Consider the following 22,957-nt stretch of genomic DNA (forward strand, 5'->3'; position numbering starts at 1 on the left):
TAGATCGTTATTTAGACCCTTTTCATAAGTTACATTTTATAAATTCTACATACCCAAAATTTTAGCGTTCCAAGCATAAGGAAAACAAACACATTCACTAAAATACAAGCAAATGCGAGTATTACTAAAAAATTTGTTATACTTATCTCAAAGTGTTATGAAAATTGGAATGGAGGAACGTTCATGCAAAATTGGTATCATATTTTTTCGAAAAACACAGGGCTTAGCTTATATGCTTGGATTATATTTTGTCTTCTTCCATTCTATTTTATTTTACGGTTATCGTCCCTGTTTGAAATTACGGTAGGCATATTAATGATTGTCCTGTTTTTTACGACTTACCGCTTAGCTTTTATAAAAAAAGGCTGGACAGTTTATGTTTCAGTTGGCATTCAAATGGTGATAAGTATCGGAATGACCTTGTATTTTGGGTATGTCTATTTTGCCCTCTTTCTAGCCTTTTTCATTGGTAATATTCAACATAAGGCAGGGTTTATCACCTTGTATGTCGTACATCTTGTAACAACCATTGCGGCAGTTAGTGTTGGGTTTGTGCTGCAAACTCCACTCTTTTTTCCACAGATGCCTTTTATTGTTATAACGATCATAGGTGTCATTCTATTACCATTCAACATGTATAACAGAAATAAACGTGAGAAATTGGAAAATGAATTAGAAACTGCCAATGAAAGAATTTCAGAATTACTGGTTACAGAGGAAAGGCAACGTATTGCACGTGATTTACATGATACATTAGGACAAAAGCTTTCCTTAATTGGTCTGAAAAGTGATTTAGCAGGAAAACTGGTAGAAATCGAACCAGAAAAAGCCAAAAAAGAATTAAATGATATTCACCAAACTGCAAGAACCGCATTGAACGAAGTACGTGAAATTGTTTCTACGATGAAAAGCATTAAGCTTAAAGATGAAGTGAAGCATATTAGCCAAGTGTTAAAGGCTGCTCAAATTGAATTTAAACTGAAAGGAAATCCTGATCTGGCAGATACTCCCCTTTTAGTAGAAAATGTATTAAGCATGTGTTTAAAAGAAGCAGTTACAAACGTAGTGAAACATAGTAATGCAACAAACTGCAAAGTGTCCATTGTACAGTCACCTAGTGAAGTATTAATTCGAATCTGTGATAACGGGAAAGGCATCTCTGATGGTCCCAATTTACTTGAAGGAAATGGATTGCGTGGAATGAGAGAAAGGCTGGAATTTGTGAATGGACATCTTAAAGTGGAGTCATTAGAAGGCACTTTGATTACTATCCAAGTTCCAAAATTAGCTGACCAAATCAAACGGGAGGGATTATCATGATTCGGATTGTTATAGCGGAGGATCAAGGTATGTTACTTGGAGCCCTCGGTGCACTTTTGGATTTGGAAGAAGGTATGGAGGTTGTAGGAAAGGCGAAAAATGGAGAAGAAGCCATTTCGCTTGTTAAACAGCAGAAGCCAGACGTATGCATCATGGATATAGAGATGCCTGTAAAAAGTGGTCTTGATGCAGCGGAGGAATTGAAAGACGACCCTTGTAAGGTTATTATTTTAACAACCTTTGCTCGAGCAGGATATTTCGAGCGAGCAAGAAAAGCCGGAATAAGCGGTTATCTGTTAAAAGATAGTCCTAGTGAAGAGCTGGCTAATTCGATACGTGTAATTATGGATGGTCGGAAAGTGTATGCTCCTGAATTAGTGGATATTGCCTATGAGGAGGAGAATCCACTGACAGAGCGTGAGGAGCAGGTGATTAAGCTGATTGCAGATGGGAAGAACACCAAAGAGATTGCCAATCAGTTGTATCTAACAACAGGTACCGTGCGTAATTATGTTTCAGTGATATTTGATAAACTGAATGTCAGTAATCGAATTGAAGCCATTTCCCGTTTTAAGGAAAAAGGCTGGTTTAAATAAATAATCTTTCATTCGACATATTTCAACAAATTTCGGGAGGTGCCTGTTACCATGAGGCATGCGATTTTTCAGATGGATATTGTAGCGGGGAAACCAGGGGAGAATAGGAACAAAGTAGAGGCTTGGGTGAAGCAAACGGTAGAAAAGGAAAATCCGGATATTATTGTACTTCCGGAGATGTGGACAACGGCTTATACATTGCCAGAATTGGATGGGTTGGCAGATATAGATGGGGAGCCAACGACATCATTTTTGCGAGAGCTGGCGAAAACGTATCAAATCAATATAATAGGTGGCTCTATTGCTAATAAAAAAGATGGCAGGTTTTATAATTCCAGTATTGTACTAGATAGAAAAGGTGACATGGTTTATACCTATGACAAAATCCATCTCGTTCCAATGCTTAATGAACCAAAATATTTAGCGGGTGGCACGAATAAGGCGGCAGTTTTTGAGCTGGACGGAGTGAAGATGGGTCTGATTATTTGTTATGATTTACGTTTTCCGGAATTGGCACGAAGTCTTGCACTTGAAGGTGCTCAAATATTGTATGTTGTCGCAGAATGGCCAACAGCACGAAAGGAACATTGGAAAGCACTCCAAATCGCAAGGGCGATTGAAAATCAGTTTTATGTTGTTTCCTCTAACCGTGTGGGCAGCTATAATGGTGAAGATTTTGCCGGAACATCGATGGTAGTTAATCCATGGGGAGAAGTCTTACAAATTGGTAGTGAAACAAGGGAAGAGACAATCATAGAATCTTTATCATTGGAATCTGTTCCTAAAATCAGGAGGGACGTACCAATATTCAAAAGCAGAAGACCGGAGATGTATTAAGCAAGAACAAGAGATAGAGGCTGGGACACAATTAAAATACCCAACCCTTAAAACGAGTGATTATAAGTTAAAGAAGCTAATCTTTTCGAAAGGACGAGTAACGGCAGTCCCAATCTTTTAGAAAAGAGCATTATTAAAAGAAAAATCCGAACTAAATTCGAATTCTAAATGAAGAATTTCGAATCATCGTTCGGATTTTTCCTTAACGAACACAGTTTTCCCCCAACCTCCCTTTTTATTTCCATTTTAATAAATAATTTCATGTATTATGCAAACATTAAACCTGTAATTAGAATACAATCATTCATTAAAAAGGAGGAAAACACATGGCAGTAAAATTAGCAATTATTTACTACAGCTCAACAGGTACAAATTTTAAAATGGCTAACTGGGCAAAAGAGGCTGGTGAACAGGCAGGTGCAGAAGTTAAATTACGAAAGGTTCCAGAACTAGCACCTGAAGCAGCAATCGCTTCAAACCCGGCCTGGCAAGCTCACTATGATGAGGCGAAGGATATTCAAGAGGCATCATCGGAAGATATTGAGTGGGCAGATGCGATTATATTTAGTACACCAACCCGTTTTGGTAATGTCTCCTCACAAATGAAACAATTCTTGGACTTGCAAGGTGGATTGTGGGGTTCAGGAAAAACCGTAAACAAAGTGGTAAGTGCCATGTCATCGGCATCTAACCCCCATGGTGGACAGGAAGCTACCATTCTTTCCTTATATACGTCAATGATGCACTGGGGAGCGATTATTGTGCCTCCAGGTTACACGAATCAGGTTCTTTTCGGTGCTGGCGGTAACCCATACGGAACAAGTGTAACCCAATCACAGGAAGATGGATCGATGGTAGAAAATGTGGAAGATGCTGTGAAACATCAAACAAAACGCACAATAGAAGTTGCTTCAAAAATAATCGGCGGTTAGATGGAATACTGATTAGGAGAGATCCTGATCAGTTTTCTTATGAAAAGACACATCCCTGCTCCGAAAAGTGACAGAATCTATGTCGTAAAGTAAACTATATTTTGGGGAGGGATTAACTGTTGAGCAGTTTAAAACAAAAATGTACAAACATTGCTGATAATCACTTATTTACTAAAATAATTATTGGATTAATTGTTGTAAATGCAATCCTCGTTGGACTTGAAACCTATCCATATTTCGCAGTTAATTATTCCGATTGGATATACATAGCTGATACTATCCTGCTGTGGGTATTTACCATTGAGATTATCATTCGTTTTATTGGTAGCAGCTCCATTAGAGCATTTTTCCGTGACCCATGGAATATATTTGATTTTCTCATTGTTGCCAGTGGCCATTTACTGGTCGGTGCCCATTATGTCACAGTACTCCGCGTGCTGCGGGTATTGAGGGTGTTGCGTGCGATTTCTGTCATCCCATCACTTCGGAAAATAGTCAATGCCCTAATCCTTACGATTCCATCGATGGGAACGATTATGTTGCTTTTGAGTATTTTCTTCTATATTTACGCTGTAATTGGTACGATGCTTTACAGCTCAATTGCTCCGGAATATTTTGGTACGTTGCATGATTCCCTGTTATCTCTTTTTCAAGTAATCACATTGGAATCATGGGCAAGTGGAGTTATGCGTCCAATACTTGGACAGGCGCCATCATCATGGATCTATTTTGTTACGTTCATCGTTATTGGAGCCTTTGTGATAATAAATCTCTTTGTTGGTGTTATTGTTAATAACGTGGAAGAAGCGGCAAGAGAAGAACAGCCAACACCAACCGATATCAAATTGGAAGAAGTACAAAAGGAATTGAAGGAAATTAAAGAGCTTTTGGAGAAAAAGTCCAGGTAAAATATAGAGAAAAAGAAAAACCATGACCGTTCTACTTGGCCATGGTTTTTACTATTTCATTAACTCGGACACAATTTCATAAGAACGCAAACGGTCTTCTAAATGATAAATCTGTGAACTGATAATCAATTCATCCGCCTGAGTCACTTCCTGAATTTTTTCCAATTTCCTTTTCACCGTTTCAGGACCGCCTACAATCGTTGTATTTGGGTCGAGTGATTCCTCCACAGCTGCTTTTTCCATTGGCGACCATATTTCATCCATGTTTTCCACTGGTGGCTGCAGCTTTTTATTTATACCTTTGCGAATATTTAAGAACTGGATTTGATGGGACGATGCTAAATACTGGGCTTTTTCATCTGTATCGGCAGCAATAACATTAATACCAATCATCGCATAAGGCTTGTCAAGTGTTTCTGATGGCTTGAAATTGTCTCGATATAATTTTAAGGCTTGAAGCAAATAAGCAGGAGCAAAGTGACTGGCAAAGGAAAAATATAATCCTTTTTCTGCTGCGAGTCTGGCACTGAAGTCACTGGAACCGAGCAGCCAAATCGGAATATCCAATCCTTGACCAGGAATTGCTCGAACTCGTGTTTTTGGCTCATCCGAGAAGTAATCCTGCAGTTCGTTCACTTGCATAGGGAATTCCTCTGGTCCCATATTCAACGTGCGACGCAGTGCATAGGCAGTTCCCTGATCGGTTCCGGGTGCACGGCCTAGTCCAAGGTCTATACGTCCTGGATAAAGGGATTCCAATGTTCCAAACTGTTCAGCGATAACAATGGTTGCATGGTTAGGAAGCATAACCCCACCTGATCCAACACGCATAAATTCTGTTTTTTCAGCAATATGTCCAATCAGTACAGAGGTTGCAGAACTGGCAATACCAGGCATGTTATGGTGTTCTGCAAGCCAGTAGCGGTTATACCCCCATTTCTCGGCATGCTGTGCTAATTCTACACTCTCTTTGAAGGAATCACACGCAGTACTCCCTTCTACAATTGGAGCTAGATCAAGGATGGACAAAGGTATATCGTTGAATTTTCTTGCTTTATCATGTATGGTCAAATCACTCACTCCTTAAGTGTTTTCTTAATAAGCAATGATAAAGATTTTGTGTGATAGAGTCCAATTTTTAGTTTTAAACGAATGGTTCAGAAAATTGTATAATGCAGTTGATAAGCTTTGTAATGTGTAGTACTATTGAATTGTGTTCTTATTTGAGAACAAATAATCTATCGTAAATTGATCATAAGGCGTTTTTTAAAAGATTTGTTGTTTTTGTTACTAAAAACATAAACTGCCACATAAGAAACTAAACCGTTGTTTTCCGGTTCGGGAAATGTAGCTCCAACATCATCTAATGTTACGTCGCACTTTATATTAAATTCGAGGTTAAACAACAACAACAAAATCAACGAAAAGCCCTTTAATAAATATTGATACAACTCTCTAAAATCATCATTTTTTTGCACTTATATTCGTTATATAGAACAGTTGTTATCTTATAAAATAATAAATGAGGTATGATCATGATAGGAAATAAAATCCAAAAAATACGTAAGAGCAAAGGATTAACGTTATCAGAATGTGCGGAGCGGGCAAATATATCCAAATCGTATTTAAGTAATATCGAACGTAATTTAAACGATAATCCAACTATACAAGTACTTGAAAAATTAGCTTTGGTACTGGGAGTTGATGTATCTACATTAATTACTGCGCATTCAATGTATGAACAACCGCTGGAAAATAAGTGGCTGCAATTTGTAAATGAATTAAAGAGTTCAGGAGTTAAGCCGCATGAACTGCCACAATTTAAGGCGGTAATCGAATTTGCTAAGTGGAAACATGAAAAACCAATTAAAGCTAAAGAGTGAAAATCGCTTCTACAGCGTTAGGCTATGGTTTATTTTCTCCTTTTATGTAGCATGGAGGAGAGTGCTGATTCATCGAATTATTCTGCAACACAATGGGCATATTTGTAACCCCTTTTAATACTCCGGACGTTTAAATTTTATCTGCGTTGAGACCACTCGTTTGTCAAAAGTTAAAATACCATGACACAAAATTTACATAATAAAAAACGTGAAGTAGCTGGTTATTCTTATTTTTGGCTCTTTTACTCAGTATGGTTCCCTCTTAATAGTAGTTGATATAAAATAAGACATAGTCCAGTGCACGCCTGATTCCGCTCCGAGCAGTCACGCACCTTAAGACAACGCTTCAGCCTTCCTGAAAAGAAAAGCCCTTCCTTAGAAAAAGAAAAACACAAGTGTGAGTTGTATGCGTAAAAAAAACAATAAATCTTCTCCGATGAACGAGTAAACGCAGTCCCCAACCTATTAAAAACGCCCCTTTTTAAAAAAAATCTAATTTTTGTCAAAAAAAATTCATAAAAAAAATAAATATCCCTTTATCCCTTTATATATCAAGGATTGACCCAGTATTTCACGATTAAAAACCAAACATTTGGCAACGTTTTCATTTTATGATTTTTCGCAAAATTGTATATAGATAGTTAATTGAATTTTTATCATTTGCTAAATTTATGGTATAATAACCAAACATGAGAGAGTATCCCTTCTTTCGGTAGGTTTATACTCCTTAGACATGAATACGAGAGAGGAGCTGTTGTGATGACAAGAAAAGGATACCCTGAAAGCCAGGGCTTATACAACCCGGACTTTGAACACGAAGCTTGCGGGATTGGGATGATCGCAAATATAAATGGCGAAAAAACACATAATATTGTGCAAAATGCGATTAACATCCTATGCAATCTGGAGCATCGTGGTGGGCAATCAGCAGATACAAGTACAGGGGATGGAGCAGGGATTTTAACACAAATTCCTCATCGATTTTTCGAAAAGCAGGGAAGGAAGGAAAATATTACATTACCACGCGAAGGCGAATATGGTGTAGGAATGATTTTTCTCCCTAAAGATAGAGAATTACGTATGGAAGCAAGAAGAGTCATTGAAACAATCATTGAGGAAGAAGGCCAGGAATTTTTAGGCTGGCGTCCTGTTCCAATAAATGAATCTTTCATTGGCGTTGTAGCTGCAAAAAGTAAACCGGCTATCAGACAAGTTTTCATCAAAAAGTCGGAGGAATTGCAAGATCAAGATGCGTTTGAAAGAAAACTCTTCGTCATACGAAAGCGAATCGAAAACATGATGTCTGATTATCCAGAATATGATGATCTGTATGTTTGCAGTTTATCGAGTCGAACGATTGTTTATAAGGGAATGTTAGTTCCTGAGCAAATAGACTCCTTTTATATTGACTTAAACCATCCTGATTTCAAATCAGCACTAGCTCTAGTGCATTCACGTTTTAGTACGAATACATTTCCGAGCTGGAAACGCGCACACCCAAATCGCTATACCATCCATAATGGTGAGTTTAATACCTTAAGAGGTAATGTCAATTGGATGCAGGCAAGGGAACAATTATGTGCTTCAGACTATTTTGATGAAGAAGAATTAGAGAAGATTTTACCTGTGTTGGATGTAGATGGAAGTGATTCCTCTATATTTGATAACGCCTTTGAATTTCTTCATATGTCTGGAAGATCATTAGCTCATACGGCGATGATGATGATCCCGGAATCATGGGCAAACGATGATCGAATTAAAGCGGAAAAACGCGATTTTTATGAATATCACAGCACGTTAATGGAGCCATGGGATGGACCAGCAGCAATCGTTTATACAGATGGAAAACAGATTGGTGCCTGCTTGGACCGTAACGGGCTAAGGCCTGCGCGATACTATGTCACAAAAGATGGCATGATCGTTTTAGGTTCTGAAGTAGGAGCTTTGGATATATTTGCCGACGATATTTTATATAAAGACCGTATCAGTCCAGGTAAAATGCTGCTTGTTGATTTAGAGAAGGGCATTATTGTGCCGGATGAAACGATCAAGCTGGAGATTTCTTCTGAAAAGCCGTATAAACAATGGCTGGAAAATAAAATTGAATTAGAAGATGTACCAGAAGTGATGAATGAAAAACCAGTATATCGTGGAGACGAGCTTATTGATCAGCAACTCGCATTTGGATATACACAGGAAGAGATTAATAAGATCATTAAACCACTTGTCGTTGATGGGAAAGATCCAGTTGGTTCCATGGGATATGATTCACCGCTAGCGGTATTATCCAAAAAAACTCAGCTTCTCTATAACTATTTCAAGCAATTGTTTGCGCAAGTTACGAATCCACCGATTGATGCAATTCGTGAAAAGGTAATTACGATGGTGGAAACAACGATAGGAGCAGAGGGAAATCTAGTACAGCCAACACCAGAGAGCTGCAGACATATCCGGTTAAAAACACCAATTTTAACCAATGCGGAGCTGGAAAAACTACGTGAGCAGAATCTGGAAGGATTCCGTGCCAAAACGCTATCTACTTTGTTTCATGCTGAAGAAGGAAAGGGAAATATGGAATCAGCCCTAAACAAACTGTTTGAAGAAGCGGATGCGGCTATTGATGAGGGTGTGACCTTATTAATTCTTTCCGACCGGGGTGTAAGTAAAGATAATACGGCAATTCCTGCATTATTGGCGGTTTCCGGACTCCACCACCACCTTATTCGCAAAGGAATTCGTACAAAGATTAGTATTTTACTAGAGTCTGGTGAACCAAGAGAAGTCCATCATTTTGCGACGCTAATCGGTTATGGCGCAGAAGGAATCAATCCGTATCTCGCCTTAAATACGATTACAAATCTAGTTGAAAATGGCGAAATCGAAGCGATAGTGGAACAACAGGCAATCCAAACGTATGTGAAGTCTGTAACGGATGGTATTATCAAAATCCTTTCGAAAATGGGTATTTCTACGATACAAAGCTATCGTGGCGCACAAATTTTTGAAGCAATAGGAATTAAGCAAGAAGTGATAGATAAATACTTCACAGGGACATCTGCAAGACTCGGCGGCATTGATTTGGAAATGATGGAGAAAGAAGCGCTTATGCGTCATCGTAATGCTTTCTTGCCGAAACGTGGCGCAAAACGTACATTAGATCCAGGTGATGAGTATCAGTATCGTGTCAACGGTGAAGATCATCAGTATAATCCTGGAACGATTCAAACCTTGCAGCATGCAGTACGTTCTGGTGACTATGAGTTATTTAAAGAATACTCTTCCATGCTGAATGATGAGAAACAACACCTTTATTCCCTACGTAATCTGTTAGGGTTTAAAAAACGCAAGTCCATTTCGATTGACGAGGTAGAGCCGGTTTCTTCCATCGTTCGCAGGTTTAAGACGGGTGCGATGTCATTTGGTTCCATCAGTAAGGAATCACATGAGGCACTTGCCATTGCAATGAATCGTCTTGGTGGTCGAAGTAACTCTGGAGAAGGTGGGGAATCGCCTGACCGTTTTACATCAGATAATAATGGTGATTTACGACGCAGTGCAATTAAACAAGTTGCATCTGGACGATTTGGTGTGAAAAGTCATTACTTAGTCAATGCCGATGAGATTCAAATCAAGGTTGCACAAGGGGCTAAACCTGGAGAAGGTGGACAATTGCCTGGGAAGAAAGTCTATCCATGGGTTGCAGAAGTTCGTGGGTCGACACCAGGTGTGGAATTAATTTCTCCGCCGCCACATCACGATATTTATTCGATTGAGGATTTAGCTGAATTAATCTATAACTTAAAAAATGCGAATCCTAACGCGAGAATCAGTGTCAAACTCGTTTCAGCTGTTGGTGTAGGTACGATTGCTGCAGGTGTTGCAAAGGGACGTGCAGACGTTGTAACAATTAGTGGTTATGATGGTGGTACAGGTGCTGCACCTAGAACAAGCTTGAAACATACTGGATTGCCATGGGAAATTGGCTTGGCAGATACCCATCAAACTTTACTGTTAAATGGATTACGCGACCGTATTGTGGTGGAAACAGACGGGAAGATGATGACAGGTAGAGATGTCATTGTTGCGTCACTGCTTGGTGCTGAAGAATATGGATTCTCGACTGCGCCATTAGTTGCCTTAGGCTGTGTGATGATGCGTGTTTGTCATTTGGATACATGTCCAGTAGGTATTGCAACACAGAATCCAGAGTTGAGGAAGAAATTTACAGGTGACCCTGAGCATGTCGTCAACTTTATGAAGTTTATTGCACAGGAAGCACGTGAAATCATGGCGGAGCTGGGCTTTAGAACCATTGACGAAATGATTGGCCGCACCGATGTTCTGGAAACAAAAGAGATCGATCACTGGAAAGCAAAAGATGTCGATTTATCTGATTTGCTTCACCAGCCTGGCCTACCATATAAGATGGACCAACATGCTACAAAACAACAGGATCACGGCATTGAAAAAACATTGGATTATCAGGAGTTGATTCCTGTTGCAAAACCAGCACTGGAAAACAAACAGCCTGTTGAGTTTACAACAGCTATACGGAATATTAACCGGGCAACAGGTACGCTTCTTGGAAGTGAAATTTCCAAGCGTTATGGTGAGGAAGGACTTCCAGAGGATACGATTAAGCTAAACTTTAATGGGTCAGCTGGACAAAGTTTCGGGGCATTTGTACCAAAAGGTGTGACATTAAACCTTACTGGTGACACAAATGACTTTTTAGGAAAAGGACTTTCTGGCGGTAAAATTATCGTCAAGCCAGATCCAGTCGTCACCTTCCGACCTGAAAGAAATGTTATCGCGGGAAATGTTTGTTTCTACGGAGCATCTGATGGGGAAGCATATATTCGTGGAACTGCCGGGGAACGCTTTGCCGTAAGAAATAGCGGAGCTACCATTGTTGTGGAAGGAATTGGTGATCACGGCTGTGAATACATGACTGGTGGAACAGTTGTTGTTTTAGGATCAACTGGACGTAACTTTGCGGCCGGTATGTCAGGTGGGGTAGCCTACATTTTTGATACAGACGGCAAATTCGACGAAAAAGTTAACAAAGACTTGGTTCAAGTTGGGGCAATTGAAGATCCAGATGAGATGAATCAAGTATATGAACTGGTTCAAAGTCATGCCGCATATACAGGAAGCTCTCATGCGGAGCGAATTTTAACATACTGGGAGACGTACTCCAGCCATTTCGTGCGTGTGATACCGAAAGCATATACGCAAATGCGTGAACGTATTGCAGAATTAAGAAAGACTGGTATGAGCAAATTTGATGCGGAAATGACAGCATTTGAAGAAAGCAAGAATCCGGTTGTAGTAGAAGAGAAGGAACCGGAAAAAGTGGAAGTAATCTAAAAATGGAGCAGTAAATTAGAGATAAGCATGACGAAATCGGCTGTTTGGCCGATTTCACTATCTCGGTTTGCAGCATGAAATAACACAGAAAAGATAGGGGGCATTCGATGGGTAAAATTACTGGATTTATGAAATATGAACGCGTGGCACGTCCAGGAAGAGATCCCAAAGAACGGGTAAAAGATTGGAAGGATTATACGGCTCCATTATCTGAGGATGCCATTCAAGTCCAAGGAGCTCGATGTATGGATTGTGGTGTACCGACCTGTCATTCTGGTACGGTCATTAATGGACAAACTAGTGGATGTCCAGTTTACCACTTAATCCCGGAATGGAATCAATTGGTATATGAAGGGAAATGGAAAGAGGCATTAGATCGTGCCCATGTTATGAATAATTTCCCTGAATTTACAGGCATTGCCTGTCCAGCACCATGTGAAGGGGCCTGTGTATTGGGAATTAATGAAGAGCCTGTTGCTATTCGTACAGTGGAGCGTGCCGTTATTGAAAAAGGCTTTGAAGAAGGCTGGGTGGTTCCCAACCCTCCAGAAACAAGAACAGGTAAACGAATAGCTGTTGTTGGTTCTGGCCCAGCTGGTCTTGCCGCTGCAGCTCAGTTAAATAAAGCTGGACACTTAGTGACCGTTTTTGAACGGGACGCTCGTGTTGGTGGATTACTAACCTATGGAATTCCAGAAATGAAATTGTCTTACGATGTAGTAAAACGACGTGTCGATGTATTGGAACAGGAAGGCATTATGTTCGTTACCAATACCGAGGTTGGTAAAGATGTAACAGTTGATGAACTGAATAATGAGTTTGATGCGGTTATTCTGTGCGGAGGTGCAGATGTTCATCGTGATATTGAAGTAGAGGGAAGTAACCTAAAAGGAGTTCACCATGCGATGGACTTTTTACATTCCAATGTGGAAAGTTTACTAGATTCCAATCTGGAAGATGGAAACTATATTTCTGCCGAGGGCAAGGATGTTATCGTCATTGGTGGTGGTGACACGGGAACGGATTGTCTGTCTACCTCCATACGACATGGTTGTAAGAGTCTTACACAATTTGATATCTATGAAAAACGAAACCTATTACGCGATGAGGAAACAAATCCATGGCCACAATATCCAATTATTCACCGTGTAGAATATGGACATGCAGAAGCACAAGCTGTGCAAGGAGATGATCCTCGTGCCTATGCTGTTTCGACTACGAAGTTCGTTGGTGATGAAAATGGCCATATTAAAGAAGTCCACACCATTAACGTGAAAACTCGTTATGAAAAAGGGAAGAAGATTCGCGAAGAAATCCCTGGAACTGAAAAAGTGTGGCCCGCCGATCTAGTATTAATAGCAATCGGCTTCAAAGGTCCAGACCAAAGCTTAATCGAAAAACTTGGTGTGGAAACTACACAACGTTCAACGGTTAAAGCCGAATACGGAGACTTCCAAACAAATGTAGAAGGCGTATTTGCTGCCGGAGATATGCGACGAGGTCAAAGTCTAATAGTATGGGCAATCAATGAAGGAAGAGCAGTTGCCCGTGAATGCGATCGATATTTAATGGGTGAAACGTTGTTACCATAAAATAATTTTAAATACAGAGCTGTCCTTATAGTGAGGAGCTCTGTATTTTTTTAACTAGAAATCCTAGAGTTACGAGCTGCTTGCTAAAAGTTTGGTGTTTTGATTCATATTATATATAGGAATTAGTTTAATTTGAGATAATACTACCGCTCCGGAAATACACTACGCGCACCTTGGGGCGACCTGTGAGCCTCCTCGTGCTGTCGCGTCTTTAGGAGCCTAACTCTGGTCACTATTCTGCCGGAGGAGTGCAAAGCACTATCATCACTATAACAAGCGAGAGCAACACGATAGGGAATTTTTCACTATGTCGCATTTTTCATCAACTACGAGGATGAATAGCAACAAAGCTTACGAATACAGCCTTGCTGAAAATTATCCACTATTTTCAATTTGATTCCAACCTCCACATAGAGTATGATGTAAAATAGAATGAAATGAAGCGAAATGAGGGTTTATAATGAGTAAAACTTCCATTTATGGGCTAACCTTTGATGAGTTACAGGATTGGCTTATGGAGCATGGAGAAAAGCGCTTTAGAGCAAACCAAGTTTGGGATTGGCTGTATAAAAAGCGTGTGAACAGCTTTGATGAAATGAAAAATGTCAACAAAGAAACGATTGCATTGCTGGAAGAAAACTTTGTATTGCATACGCTGGAAGAGGATATAAAACAGGAATCCAAAGATGGTACGATTAAGTTTTTATTTAAACTATCTGATGGTAACCTGATTGAAACGGTACTAATGCGTTTTAGTTATGGTTTATCTGTATGTGTGACGACACAGGTTGGCTGTAACATAGGCTGTTCCTTTTGTGCCAGTGGACTTTTGAGAAAAAGCCGCGATTTAAACAGTGCAGAAATTGTGGAACAAATTATGAATGTGCAAAAGCATTTAGATAAGCAAGGGAAAGATGAACGTGTCAGCCATATTGTTGTCATGGGTATTGGGGAGCCATTGGATAACTATAATAATTTAATGAACTTCTTATATGTTATGAATGACGACAGAGGCCTTAATATTGGTGCTAGACATATTACGGTATCAACAAGCGGTCTTGCTCATAAAATTTATGACTTTGCGGATACGGATATTCAAGTGAACCTTGCAGTTTCCCTTCATGCTCCAAATAATGAGCTACGTACGAGTATTATGAAGATTAATAAGGCCTTTCCTTTAGAAAAGCTGATGCCTTCAATCAAATATTATCTACAAAAGAAAAATCGCCGGATTACGTATGAGTACATTATGCTAAGGGATGTCAATGATCATAAAGAGGAAGCAATTCAGCTAGCTAACTTACTGAAGGATCATCGTCATTTGGCTTATGTAAACTTAATTCCATACAACACAGTCGACGAACATATTCAATATCAGAGAAGTGATTCCAACTCTATTCAATTGTTCTTTGAAACGTTAAAAGAGCATGGTATTAACTGTGGAGTGCGCTGGGAAAATGGGGCAGATATTGATGCAGCATGTGGACAATTAAGAAGTAAACAAATGAAAAAGACAAAGGCAGTTTAGTAAGAAGCCCGTGCTAAGGTATACGAAATGGGTTCATTTTAGAATGACAAAATTACAATAAGAAGGTAGCGCTCAAGGCCAAAATGCCCTGAGCGTTTTTTTAAATAGGGGAAACGCATAGTTGGAATTGTCATTTAAGTGTATTCAAAGAAGCGTAATTTTTTTGCTTTTTTACAACATAATAGTGAGTATATTAAAAGGAAAGGATAATAAAAGGGTGTGGGAACACATGAAAGAAGAACCAAAAAAGGGGTATTCCTATAAAGATGTAAAAGATCAGGGTGAACGTTGGGAAGCTATTTATGGAGTTCCTTATTTAACAGCCTCTCCTTCTTATAAACATCAATCTATTGTTGGAGAGTTATACCTATATTTAGCTCCTTTGTTTTAAAACAAAGGTTGTAAGCTAATATTGGCTCCATTTGATGTTCAATTTGACACAGAACAAACAGAAGATAATTCAGAAATCACGGTTCAACCGGATTTATCACGTGATTAACTGGCTGTAAGACCCCCACTGATTGAAGATTCACTTTATTGGTTGTTTGTGATGAGAAGAAAATTACTAAAAATAGAGTTAAGGGGACACCAGACCTAATTATTGAAGTGTTGTCTCCGAGTACTGGTTTAAAAGACCGCAATCAAAAATACAATGTTTATGAGGAATACGGTGTAAAAGAGTATTGGTTAGTAGATCCAAGTAATCGAACAATTGAAGTACTGGGTTTTGAAAATGGAAAGTATCAGCAAAGAAGAGTATTTGGCCCTGAAGATACTCTAAAATCAATCTTGTATTTTGATTTACAAATATCTTTATCAGACATACTAACTCCATGAGAATTTGATAAGAGCACATTATTTCAGACTCTCCCCTGAATTAAAATGGAAGTAAGTATCTGAGGTAATGTGCTGATTACAACAATTTATCCTAAAAATATATGATGCCTACTCTTCATACCTTTCTGATAAGGGGACGTTTGCCATTCCATTTTTTACAAAAACCTTATTTTTTCCATAATCCTTTGCCTGGATAAGTAAATCATCTGCTATGGTATAAGCTTTTTTCATATCCATGGAATTACTGGCTTTGAAAAAGTATAAACCAAAGGATGCGGTAAAGTGAATTGAAATTTCCTTTGATTGGTATTCTGCTTTTACATTTTCCTTTTCTATTCCTTGGTTCATTTTATTTACTAAATCCATACAATCTTCGTACGTTCTATTTCTCAGTATCATGGTGAATTCCTCTCCACCACTCCGGAATAAATAATCTTCCTTATGAATATAGCCTCGCAGTATATCGGCAAAGCTTTGTATAACATGATCCCCAACCGTATGATTATAAGTGTCATTGATCTGTTTAAAGGAATCGATGTCCGTAACAACAATGCTAAGGTATTCTCCGGACCCCTCCAGTTCTTCCATTACCTTGTTCATATATGCACGGTTATGTGCTTTGGAAAGGAAGTCTGTATATGCCATCTGCTCATAACGGTCACGTTCTAGTTTATGCCTTATAATTTGTGATTTCACAATATAGGAACGACTGACAAGGTAATTTAATACGAATAATGCCACCAATAAATCCCAACGCTGCTCAATTAGAGATACGTATAATAAGCCATTAGAAACGGCTGTTTTTAACGTGTCATAAATATTTCTTTGCTTTATAAAATCAAAAACGTCATTCACTGTACTTATTTCACCGGTTAAGCCTAGCACGATACTGATATAGATATCAGATAGAAAGTTGGTGAAGATGACCAGTATGAGTATTAGGGCCCAATTAACAATTAAACTATTTTCAAAGTAGGGGCTCCAATAGTGAAACAAATAGAATGCGATAGAATAATTTAGTGCAAAAGCTCCCGTATTATAAAAAATATGCAAAAACTCATCATCATCTGCAGTATTGCTATACCTTCGTTGAAAATAGGAATAAAAACGGATAATCATTTCATAGGTGAATACACCTAGTGGGCCGGTAAACAATGCAATGGAAATCCCATAAGAGCTCCCATATTCCAAAGTTACATTTCCCTTTTTAAAAATAGTACTCAAGTGGGAATAAAGAAATGTGAAAACGAGGTATATGGCTAATATTTGTAAGTATATGTTGAAATCTACTTTAATTGGCCCTGACATGATTGCAACCAGAAGTGAGATGAGGAATAGGCCAATAACAAAAATTTGAAGTCGCCCCATTATACATAAGTTTCCTTTCTTTCATTATGATTTATATCTTTTTAGCAAATGTCAAACCCTGGGACCTCTATCCTGTTCGCTTTCTGTATAAAATTCCCAAAAGTATATTGGATTCTATATTTATCACGTGCTAACTTGATGAAAAATATCCCCTAATTGATAACTCACTTTATAGGCATAAATGCCCAAGTTATTGTTAATAATAACACAAATTAATAGAAGAAAGTAATTAAAAATAATTTTCTTGAAATTGTCTTTATTTTAATTGGTATCAGTTTGATATATATATAATCTATTACTATATCAAACTAAATATTACTGGGATACAGGAAATAAATTCCTTTTCTATATTGCTTTTAATACTTTTCAGATTTAGTGGGGAATAGAAGGTTTATATTAGGAAAAAATAATTAGTAATACATGGAAGGAGGGGAAATGTTTATGCATGAAGAAGATAAGGTAAACGAAAAGTAAACAGGCACAATTGGAAAACTTTAAAGTGGATGATGCAAAAAGGATATGACAACGAATCAGGGACTTAAAGTTTTGGAGGACGATCTATCCCTAACTGCCGGTGAGCGTGGACCGACATTAATGGAAGACTTTCATTTCCGTGAAAAATAACCCACTTCGATCATGAGCGAATTCCGGAGCGTGTTGTTCATGCGAGGGGCTTTGCTGCACATGGTGAATTTGAAGGGTATAAATCCATGAAGCAGTATACGAAAGCGAAGTTCTTATCAGAAGCAGGGAAGAAGACACCTGTTTTTACTCGTTTTTCTACTGTGGTTGGGTTCCGTAGTTCTTATAGTCCGAATCTTTCCTATGATTCAAGAGTGATAAGTGGGGGACCGGCAGTCAGTAAACTCTTGATTCTTACAGAAGCCTTTAGGACATACCCTTTTGGTACTAACAATCAGTGGGGGAGGGGAGTAACAATTATTTGTTTACAATAATGTGTACAAGTATTCAAATAAAGCGGTGAAGAAATCAATAAAGTATACATGCAAACAATTACGTTTACATATTGTCGTTACAACGTTTATGAAAAAGAAAACTTGTAAACAAAAAAGAATACGCAAAAAGTCTGATTGTGTTATTCTATGAAAACTATTATTCTAGTATAGTAACTAGTATTGAAAAAGGAGTTAGATAAGATGGCAAAGACGAGAGTTGCTGCAGTGGATGTCGGTAATGACGCACTAAAAGGAATATTCGGAAAGCTGGATCATGAATTATATATACCAAATATTATTGCACCAGATTTGGAGGATCGTCCTGTAATAGGGATAGAAGAGCTGGATCAAAAGGATGTGCTAGACAATATACATATTCGTGTTCATTCTCCAGCATTGGAAGAAAATAATGTAATTTACCGGGTTGGGAACTTGGCTACGAAAACAACGAACTCCCAAGAACTTGATCCGGGAAGCAGCAAATCGGAAGAAGATCAGACATTAGTCATGTTATTTGCTTCCTTGGCATTGGATGCAGTGCAGGCAACGGATTTTAAAGAGAAAAGCGATGTAGTGGAAGCGAACTACACGCTAGGAACAGGACTCCCTTTACGTGAAGTAAAAGAAGGGAAAGACGTAGGTTATCGTTCTCAGTTACTGGGATCTGTACACCAGGTGGAATTTCTTGTCACACCGAAATACCAAGGGAAAAAAGTGAACATTAAATTTGATGATGTCAAAGTTTATCCAGAGGGGTTTGCAGCATATGTGAACCTGGTAATGGATAATGATTTGAAAGTCATTAACAAAGAATTATTGGACAAGCAAATTCTTATCCAGGATATTGGCGGATTATCAACAGATATCGCGGTCATTCGAAATCGTAATGTAGATGATGACAAAGCACAGGGCTATAATTTAGGTGTATCCGAATCCCTGGAACAAATTCGCGAGGAAATTCTCTCCCGGCATGGGGTGGAATTGGATAGCCGCCGTGATGTAGTAGATATCATTACACGTAAAAATGATCGTCATCACATCATGGTCAAAGGGAGCAGAACGAATGTCCATGATATTACCGACCACATCTTATTGGAATTGGCTAAAAAGGAATATCGCTTTTTAAGAAATGTGTGGGCGAAAAATTCACAATCGGAAATCTGTTACTTTGTCGGTGGAGGATCAGCCGTATTAAAAGATTATATTAAAGCGTTGAACAATAAATTAGATGGATTTAATATCGAATTTTTTGAGGATGAGCAGGAGAGCATTTGGATGATGGCAAATGCCTATTATAAACTCATTAGTCAATATATTCATTCAGTAAGCAAAGAGAAAAAAGAAGTAAAACCAGCTGCGGAAGCTTAGTAGGGGGATAACATGGTGAAGAAAGGTATAGAACGGGGACAGTCTATCACGTTTCGCGTCCCGTCTGATACACCAGATTATCTTTTAAAACAACTATCCAAACTGAAAGAAACAGAGCGAAGGAATTTTTCCAGTACGATTGCCAGCTATGTGTTAAAGGGAGTCAATGAATCATTTGCAAAGGAACGGGAAGTAATCACCGTTCCCCTTCCCAAAAAACTGACAAAAGAACAAAAAAGCTGGTTAAAGCATGAACACTCCGAGGCAATGATTGGAACGATTTTGTATCAATTGCTGAATGATCCAATGCGTGCTACCACCTTATTATCTTCATTGAACAGCAATACAACGGACATCGACGAAGCACTGTCTTTTCAGGAAAGAGAAAAGGAAAAAGGGACGGAGCCGCAACCGCAATCGGAGTCAGAACCGATATTGGACGATGGGCTGTTGGATGAAGTGGATATGGATATGCTGGATGTGCATCATGGGGATGAGCAAGAAGAGGAACAAGAAGAATCGAATCCATTAGATGACTTTTTCTCTAGTATGAATAAATAGTAAAACTGTCAAGTAAGGCTAATGCTTTATTTGGCAGTTTTTTTATTGCTTACCAGGAAATTATAAAATGTAAAACCTGTGGATAATTATTATTACTATAAGTAGTCACATCCAGCTCCAGCGCCCAGCGACTACCGAGACTTCCTTCGATTCCGTACGATAAAGAAGACTTGCTGATTGGTGAAACCAGAGGCTTAGTCGCACTTATACCCTTACGGTGAAAGTCAACATCGACTCAGGTTTTAAGGAAGGCCGACTAAAAGCGGGCTCTAGCGCTCAGGCGTCGGCATACCCCTATGAAGGGGTATGTTTCCTTTATCTCCTGCGGGGACTGTTCGGTTAAAACCGCCGCTTTGCGCGGCAACACCGAACCACCTGGCATGGCCAGGCGCTGTCTCGTACGTCGCTAAACGGGCGCTTGCGATTTTGTTCTTTGCTAAAATTTTTTAAAATAATTATCCTTTTTTAAAACTTTTTCCTAAAAGGCATATATAGTGAGAGCTGCAGAAGAAGGGGGTTGATGCCGTTGCAGGAGAGAAAGACTATAAAACTCATTAAAAAGATAAAGAAAGGAAACCAGCACCAAGGTGACGATGTCCCATTCTTTAGAACTTCGTGTCCTATTTTAGATAAAGAGGTGTTTAAGATTGCACGGAGCATTCCGGTAGATCATAAAATTACAGGTGGAACGACGAAATCCATTTTAAGAAAAGCGGAATATGAAATTGTACCAGACCATGTCCTGCATCGGAAAAACCTGGTTTACCAGTATCAATCAAGTATTGGCTAAAGGTTGAAATGTATCGCCTTCCTTATTGTAATAGTTTGTATAAAAATCAAGCTACTAGCAAAACTATAAAAAAATGAAAGGGGGCGATGGTCATGGAATGGGATCTATTATGGAAAGCAGTAATTATTGTTGTTGGAGGGACACTTTTATTACGCTTTGCAGGGAGAAAATCAATTTCTCAAATGACACTTGCTCAGACGGTTATCATGATTGGGATTGGATCATTACTTATTCAGCCGATAGCTGGTAAAAATATTTGGAGTACTCTCCTAGTCGGGCTAATCCTCGTTTTAACTTTAATTGTTATGGAGCTCTTACAAGTTAAAGGGGATACTTTTGAAAATATCATCACTGGAAAGTCTAAAGTATTAATAGAAAATGGCCAACTGAAGGAACAAAATTTGAAACAGTTTAGGTTGACCGTGGACCAGCTGGAGATGAATTTACGCCAGCAGAATGTCCAGCGAATAGAAGATGTCCAATGGGCAACAATTGAACCAAATGGACGGGTTGCAATGGTTTTAAAGGAAGATTTACAGCCTGTTACAAAGAGAGAATTTAATCAATTAAAAAGTATGTTGGAACAAACTCTAACACAGCTTAATGTCCCGAATCAAAATAATAATCAAGCTAATAAGTCATTCGTTCCTCCAGAACAGCAGGAAACGATGTTTGCTGAAGTTCGGAGGAATACACATAAAAGTAACCCGCCAAGTCGCATGGATTAATTGGTGGGTATTTTTATTGTTGGAAGTAGATAGTAGGTAGCGAGTCGTTGGACTTGAATGAAATCAGGGAAGGGAAAATAAAAACCAAAATTAAAAGAACAGGAGAACGTCAACTTTTTCAAAGCATAAAGAAAACCGCCAAAACCCATTTGTAATGGCGGTTGGGGGTAAGCATCTTTACGAATAAAGTATAACATACAAAAACCTAAAAATAAATAATTTATTGAATATTAAATCTTTGTAAATTTTTTAATGCTTGCTTTTTTTATGGGACACAATTTGAAATGATAGTTAGTTCGAAAAGCGGCTGGAGTTGCAGTATCTTATGTGTGAAAACAACCACCTTAGAATACAGCCTTCTAAACATAAATCATATTTAGTTTGGGGAAAATAAGAAATGAATTGGAGGGGTGAAGAATGAATGATAAATCAAAACCAGATAAATTAATGCCTATGACATCGGTTGGAGATGGCAATGTGTCCATGATTGCGAGTCATGTCCATGTTTACACAAATCAAATTGTCAATCTATGTTTCGTAGGCGAGGAAGATGGATGGGTACTAGTTGATGCTGGCATGCCCAAATCTGCTGAGAAAATTTTAGATGTAACGGAAGAATTGTTTGGTGAAGGTGCTAAGCCAAAAGCTATTATCCTAACTCACGGCCATTTTGATCATGTAGGTGCAGTGGAAGAGTTAGTGGATAAATGGGATGTCCCTGTTTATGCACATGAATTGGAATTACCATTTTTAACCGGTGGACAAAGTTATCCGGAACCAGACCCAACTGTTGCGGGTGGCTTAGTTGCTAAAATGTCCAGGTTCTTTCCAAGTGAGCCAATTAATCTGCAAACGGCGGTGCATCAACTCCCTGATGACGGAACCGTACCGGAGATGCCTGGCTGGCAGTGGATTCATACGCCAGGTCATACCCCTGGCCATGTATCGCTATTTCGTGAAGAGGACAGAACTCTTATTGCTGGGGATGCCTTTACTACGGTGAAACAGGATGAATTATTCGATGTCTTGACACAGGAAGAGGAAATTAATGGCCCACCTGTGTATTACACACCGGATTGGGATTTAGCAGAGGCTTCAGTGAAGAAGCTTTCGGATTTGAAGCCGGAGCGGGCAATCACTGGACATGGGGTTCCTATGTTTGGCGAAGAGCTGAAAGATGGCTTGACCGAACTGGCAACCACCTTTCAAGAAAGAGCCATCCCAGAGCACGGACGCTACGTAGACTAATGGTGCCTGTCACTTCCCGAAATTTGTCGAATGTGGTGTTAAATTGGTGTTAAAATTGTACTATTTTCTGTTTATTGATGAAAGAATAGCAAGTTTACTGGAAATGTTTAAAAAGTTCTCGCGATTAGGCAGATA

Annotated in this window: 15 protein-coding genes and 3 pseudogenes; 16 read left to right on the forward strand and 2 right to left on the reverse strand. The window is 38.9% G+C overall.

Annotation, left to right across the window (positions count from 1 at the left end; translation table 11 throughout):
- Positions 1-183 precede the first annotated feature (183 nt).
- From GMJ66_RS09525 to GMJ66_RS09545, 5 genes are all read left to right on the forward strand, one after another.
- Positions 184-1,320: a sensor histidine kinase gene (locus GMJ66_RS09525; protein WP_156290094.1), complete on the forward strand. Its 1,137-nt coding sequence runs from the start codon at positions 184-186 to the stop codon at positions 1,318-1,320.
- Complete coding sequence (locus tag GMJ66_RS09530; protein ID WP_156290095.1) at positions 1,317-1,916, forward strand: response regulator transcription factor; 600 nt, start codon at positions 1,317-1,319, stop codon at positions 1,914-1,916. Before GMJ66_RS09525 ends, GMJ66_RS09530 begins: the two co-directional genes overlap by 4 nt.
- A 51-nt stretch (positions 1,917-1,967) precedes the next feature.
- Positions 1,968-2,753 (forward strand): carbon-nitrogen family hydrolase, encoded by a 786-nt coding sequence (locus GMJ66_RS09535; RefSeq protein ID WP_156290096.1) that lies wholly within the window; start codon positions 1,968-1,970, stop codon positions 2,751-2,753.
- Positions 2,754-3,079: 326 nt separating this feature from the next.
- Positions 3,080-3,685: an NAD(P)H:quinone oxidoreductase gene (wrbA, locus tag GMJ66_RS09540; protein ID WP_156290097.1), complete on the forward strand. Its 606-nt coding sequence runs from the start codon at positions 3,080-3,082 to the stop codon at positions 3,683-3,685.
- 119 nt (positions 3,686-3,804) lie between these two features.
- Positions 3,805-4,593, forward strand: coding sequence for an ion transporter (locus GMJ66_RS09545; protein ID WP_156290098.1), 789 nt, complete (start codon positions 3,805-3,807; stop codon positions 4,591-4,593).
- 51 nt (positions 4,594-4,644) lie between these two features.
- Here the strand turns inward: GMJ66_RS09545 and GMJ66_RS09550 are convergent, their stop codons facing one another.
- Positions 4,645-5,664, reverse strand: coding sequence for an LLM class flavin-dependent oxidoreductase (locus GMJ66_RS09550; RefSeq protein WP_156290099.1), 1,020 nt, complete (start codon positions 5,662-5,664; stop codon positions 4,645-4,647).
- Positions 5,665-6,128: 464 nt separating this feature from the next.
- Between GMJ66_RS09550 and GMJ66_RS09555 the strand changes: the two genes are divergently transcribed.
- From GMJ66_RS09555 to GMJ66_RS21180, 5 genes and pseudogenes are all read left to right on the forward strand, one after another.
- On the forward strand, positions 6,129-6,476 hold the full coding sequence (locus tag GMJ66_RS09555; RefSeq protein WP_156290100.1) for a helix-turn-helix domain-containing protein: 348 nt from the start codon (positions 6,129-6,131) through the stop codon (positions 6,474-6,476).
- 759 nt (positions 6,477-7,235) lie between these two features.
- Positions 7,236-11,846, forward strand: a complete 4,611-nt coding sequence (gltB, locus tag GMJ66_RS09560) for a glutamate synthase large subunit (protein ID WP_156290101.1) — start codon at positions 7,236-7,238, stop codon at positions 11,844-11,846.
- A 107-nt stretch (positions 11,847-11,953) separates the two neighbouring features.
- Positions 11,954-13,438, forward strand: coding sequence for a glutamate synthase subunit beta (locus GMJ66_RS09565; RefSeq protein WP_156290102.1), 1,485 nt, complete (start codon positions 11,954-11,956; stop codon positions 13,436-13,438).
- Between the two features lie 460 nt (positions 13,439-13,898).
- A complete protein-coding gene (gene rlmN / locus GMJ66_RS09570; protein WP_156290103.1) occupies positions 13,899-14,966 on the forward strand; it encodes a 23S rRNA (adenine(2503)-C(2))-methyltransferase RlmN in 1,068 nt (355 codons plus the stop codon).
- Positions 14,967-15,195: 229 nt separating this feature from the next.
- A pseudogene (locus tag GMJ66_RS21180) lies at positions 15,196-15,803 on the forward strand (Uma2 family endonuclease).
- A gap of 108 nt (positions 15,804-15,911) precedes the next feature.
- Here GMJ66_RS21180 and GMJ66_RS09580 read toward each other — a convergent pair.
- The gene (locus GMJ66_RS09580; RefSeq protein ID WP_156290104.1) at positions 15,912-17,171 is read right to left on the reverse strand and encodes a GGDEF domain-containing protein; all 1,260 of its coding nucleotides are present in this window, start codon (positions 17,169-17,171) and stop codon (positions 15,912-15,914) included.
- A 484-nt stretch (positions 17,172-17,655) separates the two neighbouring features.
- Between GMJ66_RS09580 and GMJ66_RS20655 the strand changes: the two are divergent.
- The 6 genes and pseudogenes from GMJ66_RS20655 to GMJ66_RS09610 all read left to right on the forward strand — a co-directional run.
- Positions 17,656-17,977, forward strand: a pseudogene (locus tag GMJ66_RS20655) (catalase); the annotation flags it as partial.
- Positions 17,978-18,328: 351 nt separating this feature from the next.
- Entirely contained in the window at positions 18,329-19,495 is a 1,167-nt protein-coding gene (locus tag GMJ66_RS09590; RefSeq protein ID WP_156290105.1) for a ParM/StbA family protein, read from the forward strand.
- A gap of 12 nt (positions 19,496-19,507) precedes the next feature.
- On the forward strand, positions 19,508-20,056 hold the full coding sequence (locus GMJ66_RS09595; RefSeq protein WP_156290106.1) for a hypothetical protein: 549 nt from the start codon (positions 19,508-19,510) through the stop codon (positions 20,054-20,056).
- Positions 20,057-20,640: 584 nt separating this feature from the next.
- Positions 20,641-20,857 (forward strand): annotated as a pseudogene (locus tag GMJ66_RS09600) (asparagine synthase-related protein); the annotation flags it as partial.
- 81 nt (positions 20,858-20,938) lie between these two features.
- Complete coding sequence (locus GMJ66_RS09605; protein ID WP_156290107.1) at positions 20,939-21,574, forward strand: DUF421 domain-containing protein; 636 nt, start codon at positions 20,939-20,941, stop codon at positions 21,572-21,574.
- A 417-nt stretch (positions 21,575-21,991) separates the two neighbouring features.
- Positions 21,992-22,822, forward strand: a complete 831-nt coding sequence (locus tag GMJ66_RS09610; RefSeq protein WP_156290108.1) for an MBL fold metallo-hydrolase — start codon at positions 21,992-21,994, stop codon at positions 22,820-22,822.
- Positions 22,823-22,957: the final 135 nt, after the last annotated feature.

Source organism: Oceanobacillus salinisoli, from assembly GCF_009733865.1.
GTDB classification, from domain to species: domain Bacteria; phylum Bacillota; class Bacilli; order Bacillales; family Amphibacillaceae; genus Oceanobacillus; species Oceanobacillus salinisoli.